Source organism: Brachybacterium sp. GU-2 (assembly GCF_030866705.2).
Lineage (GTDB): Bacteria > Actinomycetota > Actinomycetes > Actinomycetales > Dermabacteraceae > Brachybacterium > Brachybacterium conglomeratum.
In genome coordinates, this window is record NZ_CP133037.2 from 2,322,656 (window position 1) to 2,337,163 (window position 14,508).

At 72.9% G+C, this 14,508-nt stretch carries 18 protein-coding genes and 1 pseudogene; 5 read left to right on the top strand and 14 right to left on the bottom strand.

Translation table 11 applies throughout. From position 1 onward, the window contains the following. Positions 1-10: 10 nt before the first annotated feature. Entirely contained in the window at positions 11-352 is a 342-nt protein-coding gene (locus RBL05_RS10575) for a TraR/DksA family transcriptional regulator (protein WP_308739526.1), read from the bottom strand. Then, positions 353-775 (bottom strand): VOC family protein, encoded by a 423-nt coding sequence (locus RBL05_RS10580; protein ID WP_308739525.1) that lies wholly within the window; start codon positions 773-775, stop codon positions 353-355. A gap of 141 nt (positions 776-916) precedes the next feature. Between RBL05_RS10580 and RBL05_RS10585 the strand changes: the two genes are divergently transcribed. Beyond that, positions 917-2,137, top strand: coding sequence for an MFS transporter (locus RBL05_RS10585; protein ID WP_308739524.1), 1,221 nt, complete (start codon positions 917-919; stop codon positions 2,135-2,137). A 40-nt stretch (positions 2,138-2,177) separates the two neighbouring features. On the opposite strand, the gene RBL05_RS10590 is transcribed toward RBL05_RS10585, so the two are convergent. From RBL05_RS10590 to RBL05_RS10625, 8 genes and pseudogenes are all read right to left on the bottom strand, one after another. Further along, positions 2,178-2,846 carry a cation transporter gene (locus RBL05_RS10590; RefSeq protein ID WP_308739523.1) on the bottom strand — a complete coding sequence of 223 codons (669 nt, stop codon included), beginning with the start codon at positions 2,844-2,846 and terminating at the stop codon, positions 2,178-2,180. Next, positions 2,837-3,172, bottom strand: coding sequence for an ArsR/SmtB family transcription factor (locus RBL05_RS10595; RefSeq protein ID WP_308739522.1), 336 nt, complete (start codon positions 3,170-3,172; stop codon positions 2,837-2,839). The genes RBL05_RS10590 and RBL05_RS10595 overlap by 10 nt, the downstream gene beginning before the upstream one ends. A gap of 42 nt (positions 3,173-3,214) precedes the next feature. Beyond that, positions 3,215-3,511 (bottom strand): hypothetical protein, encoded by a 297-nt coding sequence (locus RBL05_RS10600; protein ID WP_308739521.1) that lies wholly within the window; start codon positions 3,509-3,511, stop codon positions 3,215-3,217. 286 nt (positions 3,512-3,797) lie between these two features. Next, positions 3,798-3,920, bottom strand: a complete 123-nt coding sequence (locus RBL05_RS10605; RefSeq protein WP_308741196.1) for a hypothetical protein — start codon at positions 3,918-3,920, stop codon at positions 3,798-3,800. A gap of 107 nt (positions 3,921-4,027) precedes the next feature. Then, positions 4,028-4,123, bottom strand: a pseudogene (locus RBL05_RS10610) (aldo/keto reductase); the annotation flags it as partial. A gap of 166 nt (positions 4,124-4,289) precedes the next feature. Continuing rightward, a complete protein-coding gene (locus tag RBL05_RS10615; protein ID WP_308739520.1) occupies positions 4,290-5,054 on the bottom strand; it encodes an isocitrate lyase/PEP mutase family protein in 765 nt (254 codons plus the stop codon). A gap of 77 nt (positions 5,055-5,131) precedes the next feature. Continuing rightward, a complete protein-coding gene (locus RBL05_RS10620; protein WP_308739519.1) occupies positions 5,132-6,070 on the bottom strand; it encodes a cation diffusion facilitator family transporter in 939 nt (312 codons plus the stop codon). Continuing rightward, complete coding sequence (locus tag RBL05_RS10625; protein WP_308739518.1) at positions 6,067-6,513, bottom strand: ArsR/SmtB family transcription factor; 447 nt, start codon at positions 6,511-6,513, stop codon at positions 6,067-6,069. Before RBL05_RS10625 ends, RBL05_RS10620 begins: the two co-directional genes overlap by 4 nt. Before the next feature lie 107 nt (positions 6,514-6,620). Between RBL05_RS10625 and RBL05_RS10630 the strand changes: the two genes are divergently transcribed. Beyond that, the gene (locus tag RBL05_RS10630; RefSeq protein WP_308739517.1) at positions 6,621-8,768 is read left to right on the top strand and encodes a heavy metal translocating P-type ATPase; all 2,148 of its coding nucleotides are present in this window, start codon (positions 6,621-6,623) and stop codon (positions 8,766-8,768) included. Between the two features lie 13 nt (positions 8,769-8,781). Here RBL05_RS10630 and RBL05_RS10635 read toward each other — a convergent pair whose 3' ends face one another. After that, positions 8,782-9,354: a CueP family metal-binding protein gene (locus tag RBL05_RS10635; protein ID WP_308739516.1), complete on the bottom strand. Its 573-nt coding sequence runs from the start codon at positions 9,352-9,354 to the stop codon at positions 8,782-8,784. 172 nt (positions 9,355-9,526) lie between these two features. Between RBL05_RS10635 and RBL05_RS10640 the strand changes: the two genes are divergently transcribed. Further along, positions 9,527-10,057 carry a GNAT family N-acetyltransferase gene (locus tag RBL05_RS10640; RefSeq protein WP_308739515.1) on the top strand — a complete coding sequence of 177 codons (531 nt, stop codon included), beginning with the start codon at positions 9,527-9,529 and terminating at the stop codon, positions 10,055-10,057. A gap of 61 nt (positions 10,058-10,118) precedes the next feature. Here the strand turns inward: RBL05_RS10640 and RBL05_RS10645 are convergent, their stop codons facing one another. Both RBL05_RS10645 and RBL05_RS10650 read right to left on the bottom strand, forming a co-directional pair. Next, positions 10,119-11,291 (bottom strand): acetyl-CoA C-acyltransferase, encoded by a 1,173-nt coding sequence (locus tag RBL05_RS10645; RefSeq protein ID WP_308739514.1) that lies wholly within the window; start codon positions 11,289-11,291, stop codon positions 10,119-10,121. 159 nt (positions 11,292-11,450) lie between these two features. Next, on the bottom strand, positions 11,451-11,930 hold the full coding sequence (locus tag RBL05_RS10650) for a MarR family winged helix-turn-helix transcriptional regulator (protein WP_308739513.1): 480 nt from the start codon (positions 11,928-11,930) through the stop codon (positions 11,451-11,453). Between the two features lie 104 nt (positions 11,931-12,034). Here RBL05_RS10650 and RBL05_RS10655 point away from each other — a divergent pair, with 104 nt between their 5' ends. Then, the gene (locus RBL05_RS10655; RefSeq protein ID WP_308739512.1) at positions 12,035-12,664 is read left to right on the top strand and encodes an NADPH-dependent F420 reductase; all 630 of its coding nucleotides are present in this window, start codon (positions 12,035-12,037) and stop codon (positions 12,662-12,664) included. A gap of 86 nt (positions 12,665-12,750) precedes the next feature. Here the strand turns inward: RBL05_RS10655 and RBL05_RS10660 are convergent, their stop codons facing one another. Continuing rightward, positions 12,751-14,142, bottom strand: coding sequence for an amino acid permease (locus RBL05_RS10660; RefSeq protein ID WP_308741180.1), 1,392 nt, complete (start codon positions 14,140-14,142; stop codon positions 12,751-12,753). Between the two features lie 208 nt (positions 14,143-14,350). Between RBL05_RS10660 and RBL05_RS10665 the strand changes: the two genes are divergently transcribed. Beyond that, the gene (locus RBL05_RS10665; RefSeq protein ID WP_308739511.1) at positions 14,351-14,482 is read left to right on the top strand and encodes a hypothetical protein; all 132 of its coding nucleotides are present in this window, start codon (positions 14,351-14,353) and stop codon (positions 14,480-14,482) included. Positions 14,483-14,508: the final 26 nt, after the last annotated feature.

The following is a 14,508-nucleotide window of genomic DNA, read 5'->3' on the forward strand; positions in this document are numbered from 1 at the left end:
AAGCCTACGGTCAGGCGGCGTGGTCTACGCAGGTCCTCGCCGTCGGCCGGACCTCGAGGCGGGCGCGCGGGATCGGCCGCCCGCACACCTCGCAGATGCCGTAGCTGCCGTCCTCGAGCCGCTGCTCGGCGGCGTCGAGATCGACGAGGTGCTGCTCGGCACCGGCCAGCAGGGCCTCGGTGCGGGAGCGGTCCACGGCGGTGGTCTGCCCCTCGGGGTCGTGCTCATCGTCGGTCGAGGTCAGCGCCATCCCGTCGAGGATCGCGGCGTAGTCGCGCCGGAGCGCCTCGATCCGCTCGCGGGTGCGGGTGCGTTCGGCCTCGAGCAGGCCGCGGAGGTCGTCGGAGACCACTCAGCCCTCGCTGCCGGAGATGTTGACCTGCCACACGACGCCGAAGCGGTCGGTGAAGGCGCCGTAGACATCGCCCCACATCTGATTCTCGAGCGGCATCGTGATCTCGCCGCCCACGGACAGCTTCTCGTAGGCGCTGCGCAGCACCGCCTCGTCATCGCCCATCAGGGAGAGGGTGACGTTGGTGCCGCGGGTGTACTCGCCCATCCCCTCGACGACGTCGGAGACGTACAGGCGGATCAGGTCGGTGACCTCGAGAGAACCGTGCATGATCTTGTCGGCTGCGGGGTCGCCCTCGGGGACCGCCTGGAACTCCCCGAAGGTGGCGAACTGGGGCGTGGCCCCGAGGGCCTCGCCGTAGAACTCGAACGCCTCGCGGGCGTTGCCGTCGAAGTTGAGGTAGGGGTGCAGTGCGGCGGGCATGGCGGACGTCCTCCTCGTCGTCGGCGTCGGCGCGGTGCCGGGCGCTCGGGGAGAGCGTAGGCACAGGGGCCGACAGTCCGCCACGGGTGATGCGACGGACAGCCCCTGACCTGCGGTCGCCCCCTGCGTACGCTCGTCCGCGTGACCTCCTCGCCCCCGCTCTCCCTGCGCCGACGCCGCTTCGCGCTGTATGCCCTGTTCCTGCTGCCGGGGCTGAGCATGTCCGCCTGGGTCACCCGCACCCCCGCGGTGCGGGACCTGCTGGATGCCTCCACTGCGCAGATGGGGTTGGTGCTCTTCGGCCTCTCGATCGGGTCGATGCTCGGGATCCTCTCCTCCGGACCGCTCGTGATGCGGTTCGGCACCCGGCCCGTGGTGCTCGCGGGCTCGACGCTGGTGGTCGTCGCGCTGCCCACGATCGCGCTCGGCGCCTCGATGGGACAGCCGCTCCTCACCGCCTTCGGGCTCGCGCTGTTCGGCGGCGGGATGGGCGGCGGCGAGGTCGCCATGAACGTCGAGGGCGCCGACGTCGAGAGGCTCGGCGGGCGCTCCTTCCTCCCCTCCCTGCACGGCTGCTTCAGCCTCGGCACCGTGATCGGGGCGGTGCTCGGCATCCTCGCCAACGGTGCGGGCTTCCCGGTGGTGCCGCATCTGGTGGCGACCGCCGCCGTCGGCGCGGGGCTGCTGCTCTGGGCCATGCGCGCGATCCCCGTCGGGACCGGGAAGGTCACCGCCGACGAGCGCGCCGCGCAGGCGGCGACGCCGCGGCCCGCGATCTGGAAGGACCTGCGGCTGGTGTGCATCGGTGGGGTCGTGCTCGCGATGGCGCTCGCCGAGGGCACCGCCAACGACTGGCTGCCGCTGATCATGGTCGACGGGCACGGCGTCGGCGCGACCATGGGCTCGCTCGTGTTCGCGCTGTTCGCGGCCTCGATGACGATCGGCCGCTTCTCCGGCGGGCCGATCGTGGAGCGCGTCGGCCGCTCCCGCGTGCTCCTGGTCAGCGCCCTGTTCGCCGCGACCGGCCTCGCGCTCATCGCCTACGTGGACAGCCAGGCCGTGGCCGTCGTCGCCGTCGTGCTCTGGGGGCTCGGCGCCTCCCTCGGCTTCCCCCTCGCGCTCTCCGCCGCCGGGGACTCCGGCCCGGACTCCGCCGCGCGCGTCGCCCTCGCCTCGGTGATCGGCTATCTCGCCTTCCTCGTCGGCCCGCCGACGCTCGGATTCCTCGGCGAGGAGAACGGGCTGCGCGGCGCGCTCGTCGTCCCCCTCGCGGTCGCGCTCCTCGCGGCGGTGCTCAGCCCCGCCACCGCGACGCGCAGGACGACGGCGGAGGAGCAGCTGGAGTCCATGTCCGGGCGGTGAGGGCCGCTCGGCGCCTACGCCTTCGGGCGATCCCGCGACGTCAGCAGCAGTCGCTCCCGCTCTCCCTGTCGCCCACGAGGGCGGAGACGGGCTGTGCGCAGGCCTCGCCGCGCCACGCCTCGAGCCCCTCCCTCACCGCGAAGGCGGCGATGACAAGAGCGGCGACCGAATCGGCCCAGGCCCAGCCCAACAGGCTGTTCGCCAGCAGGCCCAGCAGCACGGCTCCGGAGAGATAGGAGCAGATCAGTGTCTGCTTCGAGTCGGCCACGGCGCTGGCCGAGCCGAGCTCGAGCCCCGTGCGTCGCTCGAACCAGGAGAACGCTGGCATGATCGCCACGCTCACCGCGGCCAGGGCGATGCCGACCAGGGAGCGGTCGGCCGCCTCCCCGCCCAGCAGCGAGCGCAGCGCATCGACGGTGACGACGGCGGCGAGGCCGAAGAACGAGAGGGCGATGACCTTCAGCGCCACCCGTTCACGACGGTGCGGATCGGGGCCCGCGAACTGCCAGGCGACGGCCGCGGCGGAGAGCACCTCGACGAGCGAGTCGAGGCCGAAGCCGATCAGCGCCGCGGAGGACGCGGCACGGCCCGCGGCCAGGGCGATGACCGCCTCGATCACGTTGTAGGTGATCGTCGCGGCGACGATCAGGCGGATGCGGCGCTGGAGGATCCGTCGGCGGTCCGGGGCGAGGGCGGGCGTCAGAGGCATCGGCACTCCTCGCCGGTGCAGCACTCCGGATCGACCACGAGGGTCAGGCGCATGAGGTCGCCGAGAGCCTCGCCCAGCAGGGGTTCGCTCAGTCGGTAGCGGGCGGTGCGGCCCTCCCGCTCGGCCGTCACGAGCCCGCATCCGCGCAGGCAGGAGAGGTGGTTCGAGAGCTTCTGCCGGGAGACGCCGAGGGCGTCGGCGAGCTCGGAGGGGAGGGCCGGCGCCTCGCGAAGCGCCAGCAGCACGCGCGCCCGGGTGTCGTCGGACAGGGCGTGGCCGAGGCGTGCGAGGGACGCGGTGTGGCTGAGGGTCACGGTCTCCAGCATGCCACGACAGTACAGCAATGCCTGTACTGTCGCGAGCTCACCTCAGCCCCCGAACAGCCCGCTGAGTTCGACCTCCGAGACGATCCATCCGGCGCTGGTGGTCAGGAGGAGCATGCCTGCGAGGATCCAGCCCAGCATGGCCAGCAGGTTCAGGAGGATCCCCCAGCCGGCGCGGCCGCGGGCGAAGGGCTCGTCCCCGCGGGACATGAACCCGAGGACCAGCCCGAGGACCGGAGCGATCAGCGTCCATCCCGCCAGCAGCGAGCAGATCCCGAGCAGCAGGCTCGCGGTGCCCTTGCCGGTGCCGTGGTGGACGGCGGGTGCGTACGTGGCGGTCACGGGAATGCCCTCCTCGTGGTCGATGCGCGCCCAGATGCCTGAGCGTGGTCGCCAGCGTAGGAACGGGGCGGGGGCCGACGGATCGGACCGCGGGATGGCGAAGGGTCCCCCTGCGGTCTGATCTCCACGAGGGCCGTGGTCGCCGCGGGGTCGTCGTACTGCCGTGACGGGACCGACCAGGAGGCCGCTGCTCATGGATCGCACCCAGGTTCCGGACGTGCCGCTCTACGTCCTCGCCGACCCGGAGGGCAACGCCCGTTCTGCCTGCCGGTGGGGTGAGCCGTCGTCACCAAGCGCAGTCCTCCGGGGCCGGACCGCCCGGGCCGGGGAGGATCTCGTCGAGAGCCGCGAGGTCGTCCTCGGACAGCGCGATGTCGACCGTCTCGATCGCGGAGTCCAGCTGCTCCATGGTGCGCGGGCCGATGATCGGACCGAGCGCGCCCGGTCGGTGCAGCGCGCGGAGCGGTCCACGTGGTGCACCTGGTGGAGGTCGATGTGGTCGGTCTGCAGGCGGCGCAGGGACGCGTCGACCGCGCGGCGGATGTTCAGCGCGGAGAGGTCGCGGTCGTTCGCCCCGGGACCCTTCTCGCCGAACACCTTGGTGGCCAGCACGATCTCTTCGCGCTTCCCGGAGCGCTGGAGCCGGCGGCCGACGATCTCCTCGGTGCGGACCTTGTGGTCCTTTGTGGCGTCGCGATCGCGAGCAGGATCCGCGGCAGGAAACCCTGTTCCCGGAGGGTGGTGGAGGACCAGGGCCGCCCGGTCCGTGGGGGGCCGCTCAGCGCCAGGCCGCGGTGACCTCGTCGAGGTGGGCGGCCAGGGCGGCCTGCAGCAGCGGGCCGAAGCTGACGCGGCGCACGCCGAGCTCCGACAGTCGGGCGAGGGCCAGGCCGTCCGGGATCGCGCCCTTCGCCGGATGGGCGGTGACGTTCAGCGGCGTGCTCACGGCGGCGAGCAGCGCCTCGAGCGTCGCGGTGTCCGGCACGCCCACCGGGTAGAGCGAGTCCGCCCCCGCCTTCTCGAGCAGGTTCAGCCGCGTGATCGCCTCGGCGAGCCGATCCGGGATCTGCTCGTCGGTCGCGAACACGTCGGTGCGGGCGTTGATCACCAGGCGCACCCCGGCCTCGTCGGCCGCCCGGCGGATCCCCGCGATGTAGTCGGCATGCTCCTGCGCTCCGCGCAGCCGGTCCTCCGAGTGGACGGTGTCCTCGATGTTGACGCCGACGGCGCCCGCCTCCAGCACTCGCTCGACGAGTTCGGCGGGGGCGGTGTCGTAGCCGGACTCCATGTCCGCCGAGACGGGGACGTCCACAGCCCCGGCGATGCGGGCGATGCCGGCGAGGGCCTCGGCGAGGCTCATCTGCTCGCCGTCGCCGGAGCCCAGCGAGTCGGCGAGAGGGTGGCTGCCGATGGTCAGCGCCTCGAAGCCGGCCTCGACGGCGGCACGGGCGGACCAGGCGTCCCACACAGTGGGGAGCACGACAGGGGCGGGCTTGTGGTGGAGGGCGAGGAGGGTGTCGGCGCGTGCGCTCAGCGATGTCATGCGGCCAGGACACTCCACGCGGTGCGGTCGGTCAAGGGGTGTCGGCGCGTCGAGCTGCCGGCTCGACCGTGCGCGGCTCAGGCATGCAGGGGGCGGGCGGCCTCGCGGGCCTGCACGACGGGGCTCTCCATCTGGATGGTGGCGTGCTCGAAGGCGACGGGGAAGTGGGTCCGCACGCACTCGTGGACCTCCTCGAGGATCTCCATCGCATGCGCCGAGCCGAAGCACTCCTCGGCCACCACCACGTGGGCGGAGAGGATCGGCAGGCTGCTGCCGACGTTGGAGGCGTGCAGGTCGTGGACGTCCTGGACGTGCTCGAGGGCGAGCAGGTGCTCGCGCACCTCGTCGAGGTCGACGCCCTCGGGGGTGTACTCCATGAGGATCCGCAGGGTGTCGCGCAGGATCCGCACCGCGCGCGGCACGATCAGCGCCGCGATGAACAGGCCCGCGAGCGCGTCGGCCTGCTGGAAGCCGGTGAAGCGGATGACGAGCGCCGCGACGATCACGCCGAGGGAGCCGAGCGCATCGTTCGCGACCTCGAGGAAGGCCGCCTTCATGTTCAGGCTCGCGTCCTTGCCGCCGGCGAGCACGAGGATCGCCACCAGGTTCACCGCGAGGCCGACCGCGCCGAAGACGAGCAGCTCCGTCGAGGCGATCTCGGGCGGGGAGGCGAGGCGGCGCAGCCCCTCGACCGCGGTGTAGGTGCCGACGACGATCAGGAGCGTCGCCTGAGCCAGCGCCGCGAGCACCTCGATCCGGGCGAAGCCCCAGGTGCGGGTGGGGCTCGCGGGGCGCAGCAGCATCGTCGCCGCGATCAGCGCGACGAGCAGGCCGGAGGCGTCCACGAGCGCGTGCGCGGTGTCGGTGAGCAGGGCGAGGGAGCCGGTGACCACGCTGCCGACCGCCTGGGCAAGGACGATCAGCGCCGTCAGCCCGAAGGCGATCGCGAGGCGGGTGCGGCCGGTCGTCGGGGAGGCGTGGCTGTGGCCGTGGCCGTGGGTGTGCGAGGCGGTCATCGCGGACCGTCCCCGTCGAGCGGGTCGCCCACGTCGCGCATGGTGCCCGCGTCGGGCGTGCGTTCCGTGCCGGCGGGGCCGCCGCCGACGCGCGGATCGTGCAGGTGCTCGTGGACCGTCGGTGACGCGCCCGCGCCGGAGAGCATCGCGCTCGCGAGGCCGAGCAGGGAGTGCAGGCGCCCCGGGTCGGTGAGCGAGAACCACGAGGCGCGGCCCTCGCTGCGCAAGCTGATCAGGCCGCAGTCTCGCAGGCAGGCGAGGTGCTTGCTGACCGTGGACTGGGCCAGGTGCAGGTGGTCGACCAGATCCCGCACCCGGTGCTCGCCGGTGGAGAGGTGCTGGAGCAGGGTGAGCCGGGTCGGCTCGGCCAGCGCGTGGAAGAGCGCGGCCTGGGACTCGTCCACGTCGAAGAGCGGGGGAGAGGATTCCATCGGCATCGCCATGCGGCGATCATATCGTCAAATGGCGATGAAAGGGAGGGGTGGGTGACGATGGAGACGCGCGGCGAACACCCCTTCCCTAATACCCCCTAGGGGTATACCGTCGAGGCATGAGTACCCATCATGAGGGCCACGTCGACCACCGGGATCATCACGGCCAGGACGAGCACCACGAACAGGGTGAACACCACGACCAGGGTGAGCACCACGAACAAGGCCACCACGAGCATGGTCACAGCGGTCACAGCGGTCACAGCGGTCACAGCGGTCACAGCGGTCACGGTGATCATGTCGCCCAGTTCCGCCGGCTGTTCTGGATCATGCTGGTGTTCGCGGTGCCGGTCGTCGGGCTCTCGCCGATGTTCGCGGACCTGATCGGCTACACGATCCCGGACGTGCCGGGCCTCGGCTGGATCGCACCGATCCTCGGCACCGTCATGTACGTCTGGGGCGGGAAGCCGTTCCTCAGCGGCGGGCTCTCCGAGCTCCGCTCCCGCGCACCGGGGATGATGCTGCTGATCAGCCTCGGCATCACCGTCGCGTTCCTCGCCTCCTGGGGCTCCCGGCTGGGACTGCTCGATCGCGAGCTCGAGTTCTGGTGGGAGCTCGCGCTGCTGATCGTGATCATGCTGCTGGGGCACTGGATCGAGATGCGTTCGCTCGCGCAGACCTCCTCCGCGCTGGACTCGCTGGCCGCGCTGCTGCCCGATGAGGCCGAGCGGATCGAGGGGGACCAGCTGGTCACCGTCGCCCCCGCGGACCTGCGCGCCGGAGACCTCGTGCTGGTGCGCCCCGGCGCCTCCGTCCCCGCGGACGGCACCATCGTGGAGGGCAGCGCGGACGTCGACGAGTCGATGATCACCGGCGAGTCCCGCCCCGTGACCCGCAGCGCGGATGACCGCGTGGTCGCCGGCACCGTCGCGACCGATTCGAGCCTGCGCGTCGAGGTCACCGCCACCGGGGAGGAGACCGCGCTCGCCGGGATCCAGCGCCTGGTCTCGGACGCCCAGAGCTCCTCCTCCCGCGCTCAGCGGATCGCCGACCGCGCCGCCGCCTGGCTGTTCTGGTTCGCTCTCGGCGCCGCGGTGCTCACCGCTCTGGTCTGGACGCTGCTGGGCATGCCCGACCAGGCCGTGGTCCGCACCGTGACCGTGCTGGTCATCGCCTGCCCCCACGCACTGGGGCTGGCGATCCCGCTGGTCGTCTCGATCGCGACCGAGCGCGCGGCCCGGGCCGGGGTGCTGGTCACCGACCGTCTCGCGCTCGAGGGCATGCGCACCGTGGACACCGTGCTGCTGGACAAGACCGGCACCCTCACCCGCGGCGAGCCGGAGCTCTCGCAGCTCGAGGTCGCCCCGGGCGCAGGTATCGGGGAGCAGGAGCTGCTGGGCCTCGCCGCCGCCGCGGAGTCCGAGAGCGAGCACCCTCTGGCCGGCGCGATCCGTCGGCGAGCGGAGGCCGACGGCGTGGACGTGCCCGGCGCCTCCGAGGTCTCCTCCTCCCCGGCGCTCGGCGTCAGCGCCCAGGTGGACGGCCGCGAGATCCGGGTGGGCGGGCCCCGCCTGCTCGAGGAGAGCGGGGCGGACGAGCTCGAGCAGGCCGCGACCTGGCGCGACGAGGGCGCGATCGTGCTGCACGTGCTGCGCGACGGCGAGGCCGTCGGCGTGCTGAAGCTGGCCGACGCCGTGCGGGAGGAGTCCCGCGAGGCGATCGACGCGATGCACGCGCGCGGCCTCCAGGTCGTCATGATCACCGGCGACGCGCAGAACGTCGCCGACCACGTCGCCGCCGAGCTCGGCATCGACCGGGTCTTCGCGCAAGTCCGTCCCGAGGACAAGTCCGCCCGAGTGGCCGATCTGCAGCAGGAGGGTCGACGGGTCGCGATGGTGGGTGACGGCGTCAACGACGCCCCCGCCCTCGCCCAGGCCGACGTGGGCCTCGCGATCGGCGCCGGCACCGACGTCGCGATCGGCTCCGCCGGCGTGGTGCTCGCTTCCTCGGATCCCCGCTCCGTGCTCTCGGTGATCGACCTCTCCCATGCCGCGTACCGCAAGATGCGGCAGAACCTGGGGTGGGCGGCCGGCTACAACCTGCTCTCCGTCCCGCTCGCGGCGGGCGTGCTCGCCCCGATCGGGTTCGTGATGCCGATGAGCGTGGGGGCGCTGCTGATGAGCGCCTCCACCGTGGTGGTGGCGCTGAACGCGCAGCTGCTGCGCCGCCTGGATCTGCGGCCGGAGGCGAGCGGCGACCGGCGCTGAGCCCTCGGTGCGCTCAGGCCCCCAGCTGCATCGTGGTGAGGCAGGTGGGGGCCTCCGCGTCGGTGCGCAGGGTCGTGGTCGCCTCGCCCGCCGTACCGGCCAGGCGGAGGGTGAGCTCCTCGTCCCGCGGCAGCCACAGGCCCAGGAACCCGTTCGGGGCGGTGGTGCGGGCTTCGTCGATCAGCACGGTGCCGGAGGCGTCCTCGACCCGCACCTCGAGCTCCTCGTCCGCCAGCTCGCCCCGGCACGTGGTGAGGCTGTGGAAGAAGCACTCGTGGGTGCCGGTCACGAAGGGCGCGACCGAGACGTACAGCTCCTCCGCGGGCAGCTCGAGGCTCGCCTCGCGCCCGGAGGCGTCGGTGAGGGTAAGCACCTCGGTGCCCACGGAGGCGAGCAGCTCCTGAGGCCGCTGCGCGAGCGGCAGTGCCTCGAGCGCGTCGATCACCTCGCGGGCCGAGCCGGCGGGCTGGCCGTGAGCGGCCAGCATCTCCTCCGCGGCCGCGGAGGGCCGGGAGCAGCCGGTGAGGACCAGCGGGGTCGCGGCGAGCGCGGCGAGAAGGGCGCGGCGCGGAAGGGCGGAGGGCATGAGGATCCTTCGGGACGACGGCGGGGCCGCCCCGACCGTACCCCAGCGGGGTATGCAGGGCCCGGGACAGGAGTCCCGGGCGGACCCTCCGGCCGCGGAGCGCGGGCACCGCGTCCGGGAGCCCGTGCGGCGGCGTAGTCTCTGCGCGTTCCCCACGTCCCGGGAGGCCCCGATGCAGATCCTCGACGCGACCGCGCAGCACGCCGGCGGCATCGCCGCGATCTACAACCACGCCGTCGAGCACACCACCGCGATCTGGAACGAGCGTCTCGTCGACGCCGCCGACCGCGCCGCCTGGCTCGCCGAGCGGCAGGGGAGCGGCTTCCCGGTGCTGGTCGCCCTCGAGGCCGACGGCACCGTGCTCGGCTACGCGACCTACGGCCCTTGGCGGCCGCACGACGGCTACCGCCACACCGTCGAGCACTCTCTCTATGTGCGCGAGGGACTGCGCGGCCGCGGCACCGGCTCGGCACTGCTCACTGCCCTGCTCGAGCGCGCCCGCGCGCAGGGGATCCACGTGATGGTCGCCGGGATCGACGCGAGCAACGAGGGGTCCGTGCGCCTGCACGAGCGGTTCGGCTTCACCCGTGTGGGCGTCCTGCCGCAGGTGGGCACCAAGTTCGGTCGCTGGCTCGACCTCGCCTTCCTCCAGCTGGTCCTCGATCAGGCCCCGCCCGCGGAGGAGGGCTCCGCCGGCCGCTGACGGTGGTCCGGGCCGGTGCGCCCCGGCCCGGACCCCGTCGGCCGATTCGCCGCCGGCCCGGTCACCGCAGGAGCACGAGCGCCTCGCCCTGCCCGCCTCCGCCGCAGAGGCCCACGGCGGCCGTGCCGGTGCCGCGTCGGGCCAGCTCATGTGCCATGTGCACCACGAGACGGGCTCCGGAGGCGCCGATCGGGTGGCCGAGCGCGATCCCGCCGCCGTGGACGTTCACGATCTCCTCGGAGACGCCGAGCGCGCGCTGCGAATGGGCGACGACGGCGCCGAAGGCCTCGTTGATCTCGACGACGTCGAGCTCCGCGGCGGTGATCTGCTGCTTCGTCAGCGCCCGGGCGATCGCGTCGGCCGGCTGGGCCTGCAGGGAGCTGTCCGGTCCCGCGGTCTGCCCGTTCGCGCCGATCCGGGCCATGACCTGCCATCCCTCCGCATCGGCTCGGGCCGAGGTGGTGAGCACGAGGGCGGCCGCGCCGTCGGAGATCTGCGAGGAGCTCCCGGCCGTGATCGTGCCGCCCTCGGCGAAGGCGGGGCGCAGGCGGGCGAGGGACTCCTCGGTGGTGTCGGGGCGGATGCCCTCGTCGGCCGTGACCTCGACCGACACCCCGCGGCGCTGCGGCGCCGAGACCGGCACGATCTCCTCTGCCAGCAGCTCGGCCGCGGCGGCCGCGCGCTGATGGGACAGCGCCGCGACCCGGTCCTGGTCCTCGCGCGTGACCTCGAAGCGCGGGTTGTGCCGCTCGGTGGATTCGCCCATGCTCACCTGGTCGTGGGCATCGGTGAGGCCGTCGTGCGCCATATGGTCCAGCGCCTCGACCGCCCCGTACTTCCACCCCGCGCGGGAGCCCATCAGCAGGTGCGGCGCCTGGGACATCGACTCCATGCCGCCGGCCACCACGACCTCCGCGTCCCCGGAGGCGATCATCCGCGACGCGTCGATCACGGCGGTCAGGCCCGAGAGGCACACCTTGTTCACGCTGCTGGCGGGGGTGGACCACGGGATGCCCGCGCCGAGCGCTGCCTGTCGGGCGGGGTTCTGGCCGGAGCCAGCCGGCAGCACCTGCCCCATGACCACGGCGTCGACCGCGGCGGGTTCCACGCCTCCGCGCTCGAGCGCCCCGGCGATCGCGGCGGAGCCGAGCTCCGGGGCGGAGAAGGAGGACAGCGCCCCCTGGAGCCGGCCCTGCGCGGTGCGGGCGGCGGCGACGATGACGATCTCGGACATGGGGTGCCTCCCGGCGGCGACGACGGTGTCTGCCGTCATTGTGTCGCACCGCACCGCACCGCACCGTGCCGCACCGCGTCGCGCGTCAGGGCCAGGGGGCTGTGAGGCGTCGCGCCTGCACGAGCACGCGCCCGGCGGGAATCGCGGAGACCGCGTCGATCAGGGGCCGTCGAGCCGGTCGGTGACCCGTTCGAGCAGGCCGGCCAGGGTGGTCAGCTCCTCGTCGGAGAGGTCGCCGAGGATCGTGTCGCGGGCGAGCGCGATGTGCGGAGGGGTGGCGCGGAGATAGGTGCGCAGTCCCTCGCGCGTGAGGCGGACGTTGATGGCGCGACCGTCGCCCGCGCAGGAGGTCCGTTCGACGAGTCCGCGCTTCTGCAGCCGCGTGACGGCCTTGGAGGTCCGGGGGGTGGACGACGACGCCCCGTCGGCGAGGGCTCCCATGCGCAGCGTCGAGTCCGGGGCGGCGGCGAGGGCGCCGAGGATCGCGTACTCGATGTTGATGATCCCGGCGTCGTCCGTGAGCTGGGCGTCGAGCCGGGCGGGGAGCTGCTGGCCGACGGTCACCAGCGCCCGCCACGCACGGGCGTGCACGGGATCCATCCGGGGGACGCGGGGTGCTGCGGATTCGTCGGCGGACATGCCTCCATCCTAGGGGTTGTTTCCCAGGCAACTATGTGTGTATGATGTAGTTGAACGGGCAACAAGATCGGTGTCCCGCCCACCACGACCGCAAGGAGAACCCCATGAGCACCACCGTCACCGTCATCGGATCCGGCAACGTCGGCTCCGCCGTCGCCGCGCTCGCCGCCAAGGGTGGGGCGCAGGTCCAGGTCCTGGGCCGCGACCAGGACAAGGCCGCCGCGCTCGCCGCCGAGGTCTCCGGCACCGCCGGCGCCATCGGCGAGGCGATCACCGGCGAGATCGTCGTCCTCGCCGTCCCGGTCACCGCCTTCGACGAGCTCGTCGCCGCCTACGGCGCTCAGCTCGAGGGCAAGGTCGTCGTCGACGTCACCAACCCCGTCGACTTCGCGACCTTCGACTCCCTCACCGTCCCCGCGGACTCCTCCGCCGCCGCCGAGCTGCAGGCGAAGCTCCCCGGCGCCAAGGTCGTCAAGGCCTTCAACACGCTGTTCGCAGGCGTCCTCGCCGCGGGTCAGGTGGGCGGCGACGTCCCCGCCGTCGTGCTGGTCGCCGGCGACGACGAGTCCGCGAAGTCCGCACTCATCGAGCTGGTCACCGCCGGCGGCGTGAAGGGCGTCGACGCGGGCTCCCTCAAGCGCGCCCGCGAGATGGAGGCCGTCGGCTTCCTGCAGATGACCCTCGCCGCCCGCGAGATCATCGGCTGGACCGGCGGGTTCGCGCTGCGCGGGTGACGCAGGCCTGAGCAGCCGGCCGCCTCGGCCGTGCCGAGATCTCGACGCTGCCCGGGTCCCCGTGTGGGGAGCCGGGCAGTGCCGCGTCAGGACCGGACCGGGCGCCGCTGCCCTCCTGTCGCCGCGTAGAGCAGCGACATCACCGCGAGGAACCCGACGCCCACCAGCAGGGCCGTGTGGTACTCGGACTGCCACACCATGATCCCGAAGGTGAACAGGATGAACGCGATCGCGAACGCCTGCCCGTAGGGCCAGAAGGGGACCGGGAACTGCAGCGCGTCCCGCTCCTGCCGGCTCATCCCGCGGCGGGAGGCGACCTGCGCGAGCAGGATCATCAGCCACACGAAGACGGTCGCGAAGGTCGCCAGCGACGCGACGATCGTGAACACCTCGTCCGGCAGGATCCAGTTCACCGCCACGCCGACGACGAGCACGCCCAGCATCGCGAGCGTGGTCACGACCGGCACCCCGCGCAGGGTGCGGGACAGGGCCGACGGGGCCAGGCGCTGACGGGCCATGCCGGCGACGACGCGGCCGGCGCCGAAGAGGTCGGCGTTGATCGCGGAGAGCGCCGCGGTGATCACCACGATGTTCAGCAGCGCCGCCGCCCAGTTCACGCCGAGGGTGTCGAAGATCTGCACGAAGGGGGACTCTTCGCCGGTGATCTGCTGCCACGGGGTGAGCAGCAGGATCACGCCGATCGCGAGGACGTAGAACAGCAGGATCCGCACCGGGACCGTGTTCACGGCCTTCGGGATGGCCTGGGCGGGATCGTCTGCCTCGGTGCCGGCCACGCCGATGATCTCGGTGCCGCCGAAGGCGAAGAGCACCAGGATGAACGCGCTGATCATCCCGCCGGGCCCGTTGGGGAAGAAGCCCCCGTCGGCCGTGAGGTTCGCGGGTCCCGTCGGCGTCGTGGGATCCCCGAGCCCGAAGGCGAGGATCGCCGCGCCGCCGACGATCATCGCGACCACCGCGGCGACCTTCACGATCGTGAAGACGAACTCGAGCTCGCCGAACCAGCGCACGCTGGCGAGGTTCGCGGCGCCCACGATCAGCAGCGTGAGGGCCACCCAGATCCACTGGGCGGTGTCCGGGAACCAGAAGCGCATGTAGATCGCGATCGCGGTGAGGTCCGCGAGGCACACGATCAGCATCTCGAAGGCGAACATCCAGCCGGTGATGTACCCGGCCCAGGGGCCCAGGAAGCGTCGCGTGTACTCGGCGAAGGAGCCGGAGATCGGCATCCGCACCGCCATCTCGCCGAGCGCGCGGAGCATGAAGTACACGACCGCGCCGCCGAGGAGGTACACCAGCAGCACCGAGGGCCCCGCGGCCTGGATCGCGCCGGCCGAGCCGTAGAACAGGCCCGTCCCGATCGCGGAGCCGAGGGCGATGAAGTGGAGGTGTCGCGCCGAGAGCCCGGGGCGGCGACGCGTGGTCGCGGGGGTGTCGGTCGGCTGCGTGGACGTGCTGATCGAGGGGTGGCTCCGAGGGGGCGGGGAGGGAGGCGGCGCAGGCGGGCAGGCGCTTCTTGTGCTTCTGACACGGTACGGGGCGGGGTGGCGCGCGGCCACGTGTGTCCGGCCACGTCCGGCGGAGTGCGGGGCCGGACGACGGGGGTGCCACCGCGGCCGGCCGGGGAGCTGCGCGCCCGGTGTCGGCCCGGTCGGTCATGCTGTCCTGATGACCACCGATGCCCGCCTGCAGCTCGACCCTCCCCGGGAGAGCGACCTCGAGGACCTCCACCGGATCTACTCCGACGCCCGCACGTGGACGCACCTGCCCAGCGCCTGGTCTTCGCTGACCGCGCCCTGAGCGAGTCGGAGCTCGCCGCGACCATG

Excerpts from the sequence above, each read along its gene's own strand:
- RBL05_RS10580 (WP_308739525.1), bottom strand. The coding sequence starts at position 775 with ATGCCCGCCGCACTGCACCCCTACCTCAACTTCGACGGCAACGCCCGC.
- RBL05_RS10590 (WP_308739523.1), bottom strand. The coding sequence starts at position 2,846 with ATGCCTCTGACGCCCGCCCTCGCCCCGGACCGCCGACGGATCCTCCAG.
- RBL05_RS10595 (WP_308739522.1), bottom strand. The coding sequence starts at position 3,172 with ATGCTGGAGACCGTGACCCTCAGCCACACCGCGTCCCTCGCACGCCTC.
- RBL05_RS10605 (WP_308741196.1), bottom strand. The coding sequence starts at position 3,920 with ATGGAGCAGCTGGACTCCGCGATCGAGACGGTCGACATCGCGCTGTCC.
- RBL05_RS10615 (WP_308739520.1), bottom strand. The coding sequence starts at position 5,054 with ATGACATCGCTGAGCGCACGCGCCGACACCCTCCTCGCCCTCCACCAC.
- RBL05_RS10620 (WP_308739519.1), bottom strand. The coding sequence starts at position 6,070 with ATGACCGCCTCGCACACCCACGGCCACGGCCACAGCCACGCCTCCCCG.
- RBL05_RS10625 (WP_308739518.1), bottom strand. The coding sequence starts at position 6,513 with ATGGCGATGCCGATGGAATCCTCTCCCCCGCTCTTCGACGTGGACGAG.
- RBL05_RS10630 (WP_308739517.1), top strand. The coding sequence starts at position 6,621 with ATGAGTACCCATCATGAGGGCCACGTCGACCACCGGGATCATCACGGC.
- RBL05_RS10635 (WP_308739516.1), bottom strand. The coding sequence starts at position 9,354 with ATGCCCTCCGCCCTTCCGCGCCGCGCCCTTCTCGCCGCGCTCGCCGCG.
- RBL05_RS10640 (WP_308739515.1), top strand. The coding sequence starts at position 9,527 with ATGCAGATCCTCGACGCGACCGCGCAGCACGCCGGCGGCATCGCCGCG.
- RBL05_RS10645 (WP_308739514.1), bottom strand. The coding sequence starts at position 11,291 with ATGTCCGAGATCGTCATCGTCGCCGCCGCCCGCACCGCGCAGGGCCGG.
- RBL05_RS10650 (WP_308739513.1), bottom strand. The coding sequence starts at position 11,930 with ATGTCCGCCGACGAATCCGCAGCACCCCGCGTCCCCCGGATGGATCCC.
- RBL05_RS10655 (WP_308739512.1), top strand. The coding sequence starts at position 12,035 with ATGAGCACCACCGTCACCGTCATCGGATCCGGCAACGTCGGCTCCGCC.
- RBL05_RS10665 (WP_308739511.1), top strand. The coding sequence starts at position 14,351 with ATGACCACCGATGCCCGCCTGCAGCTCGACCCTCCCCGGGAGAGCGAC.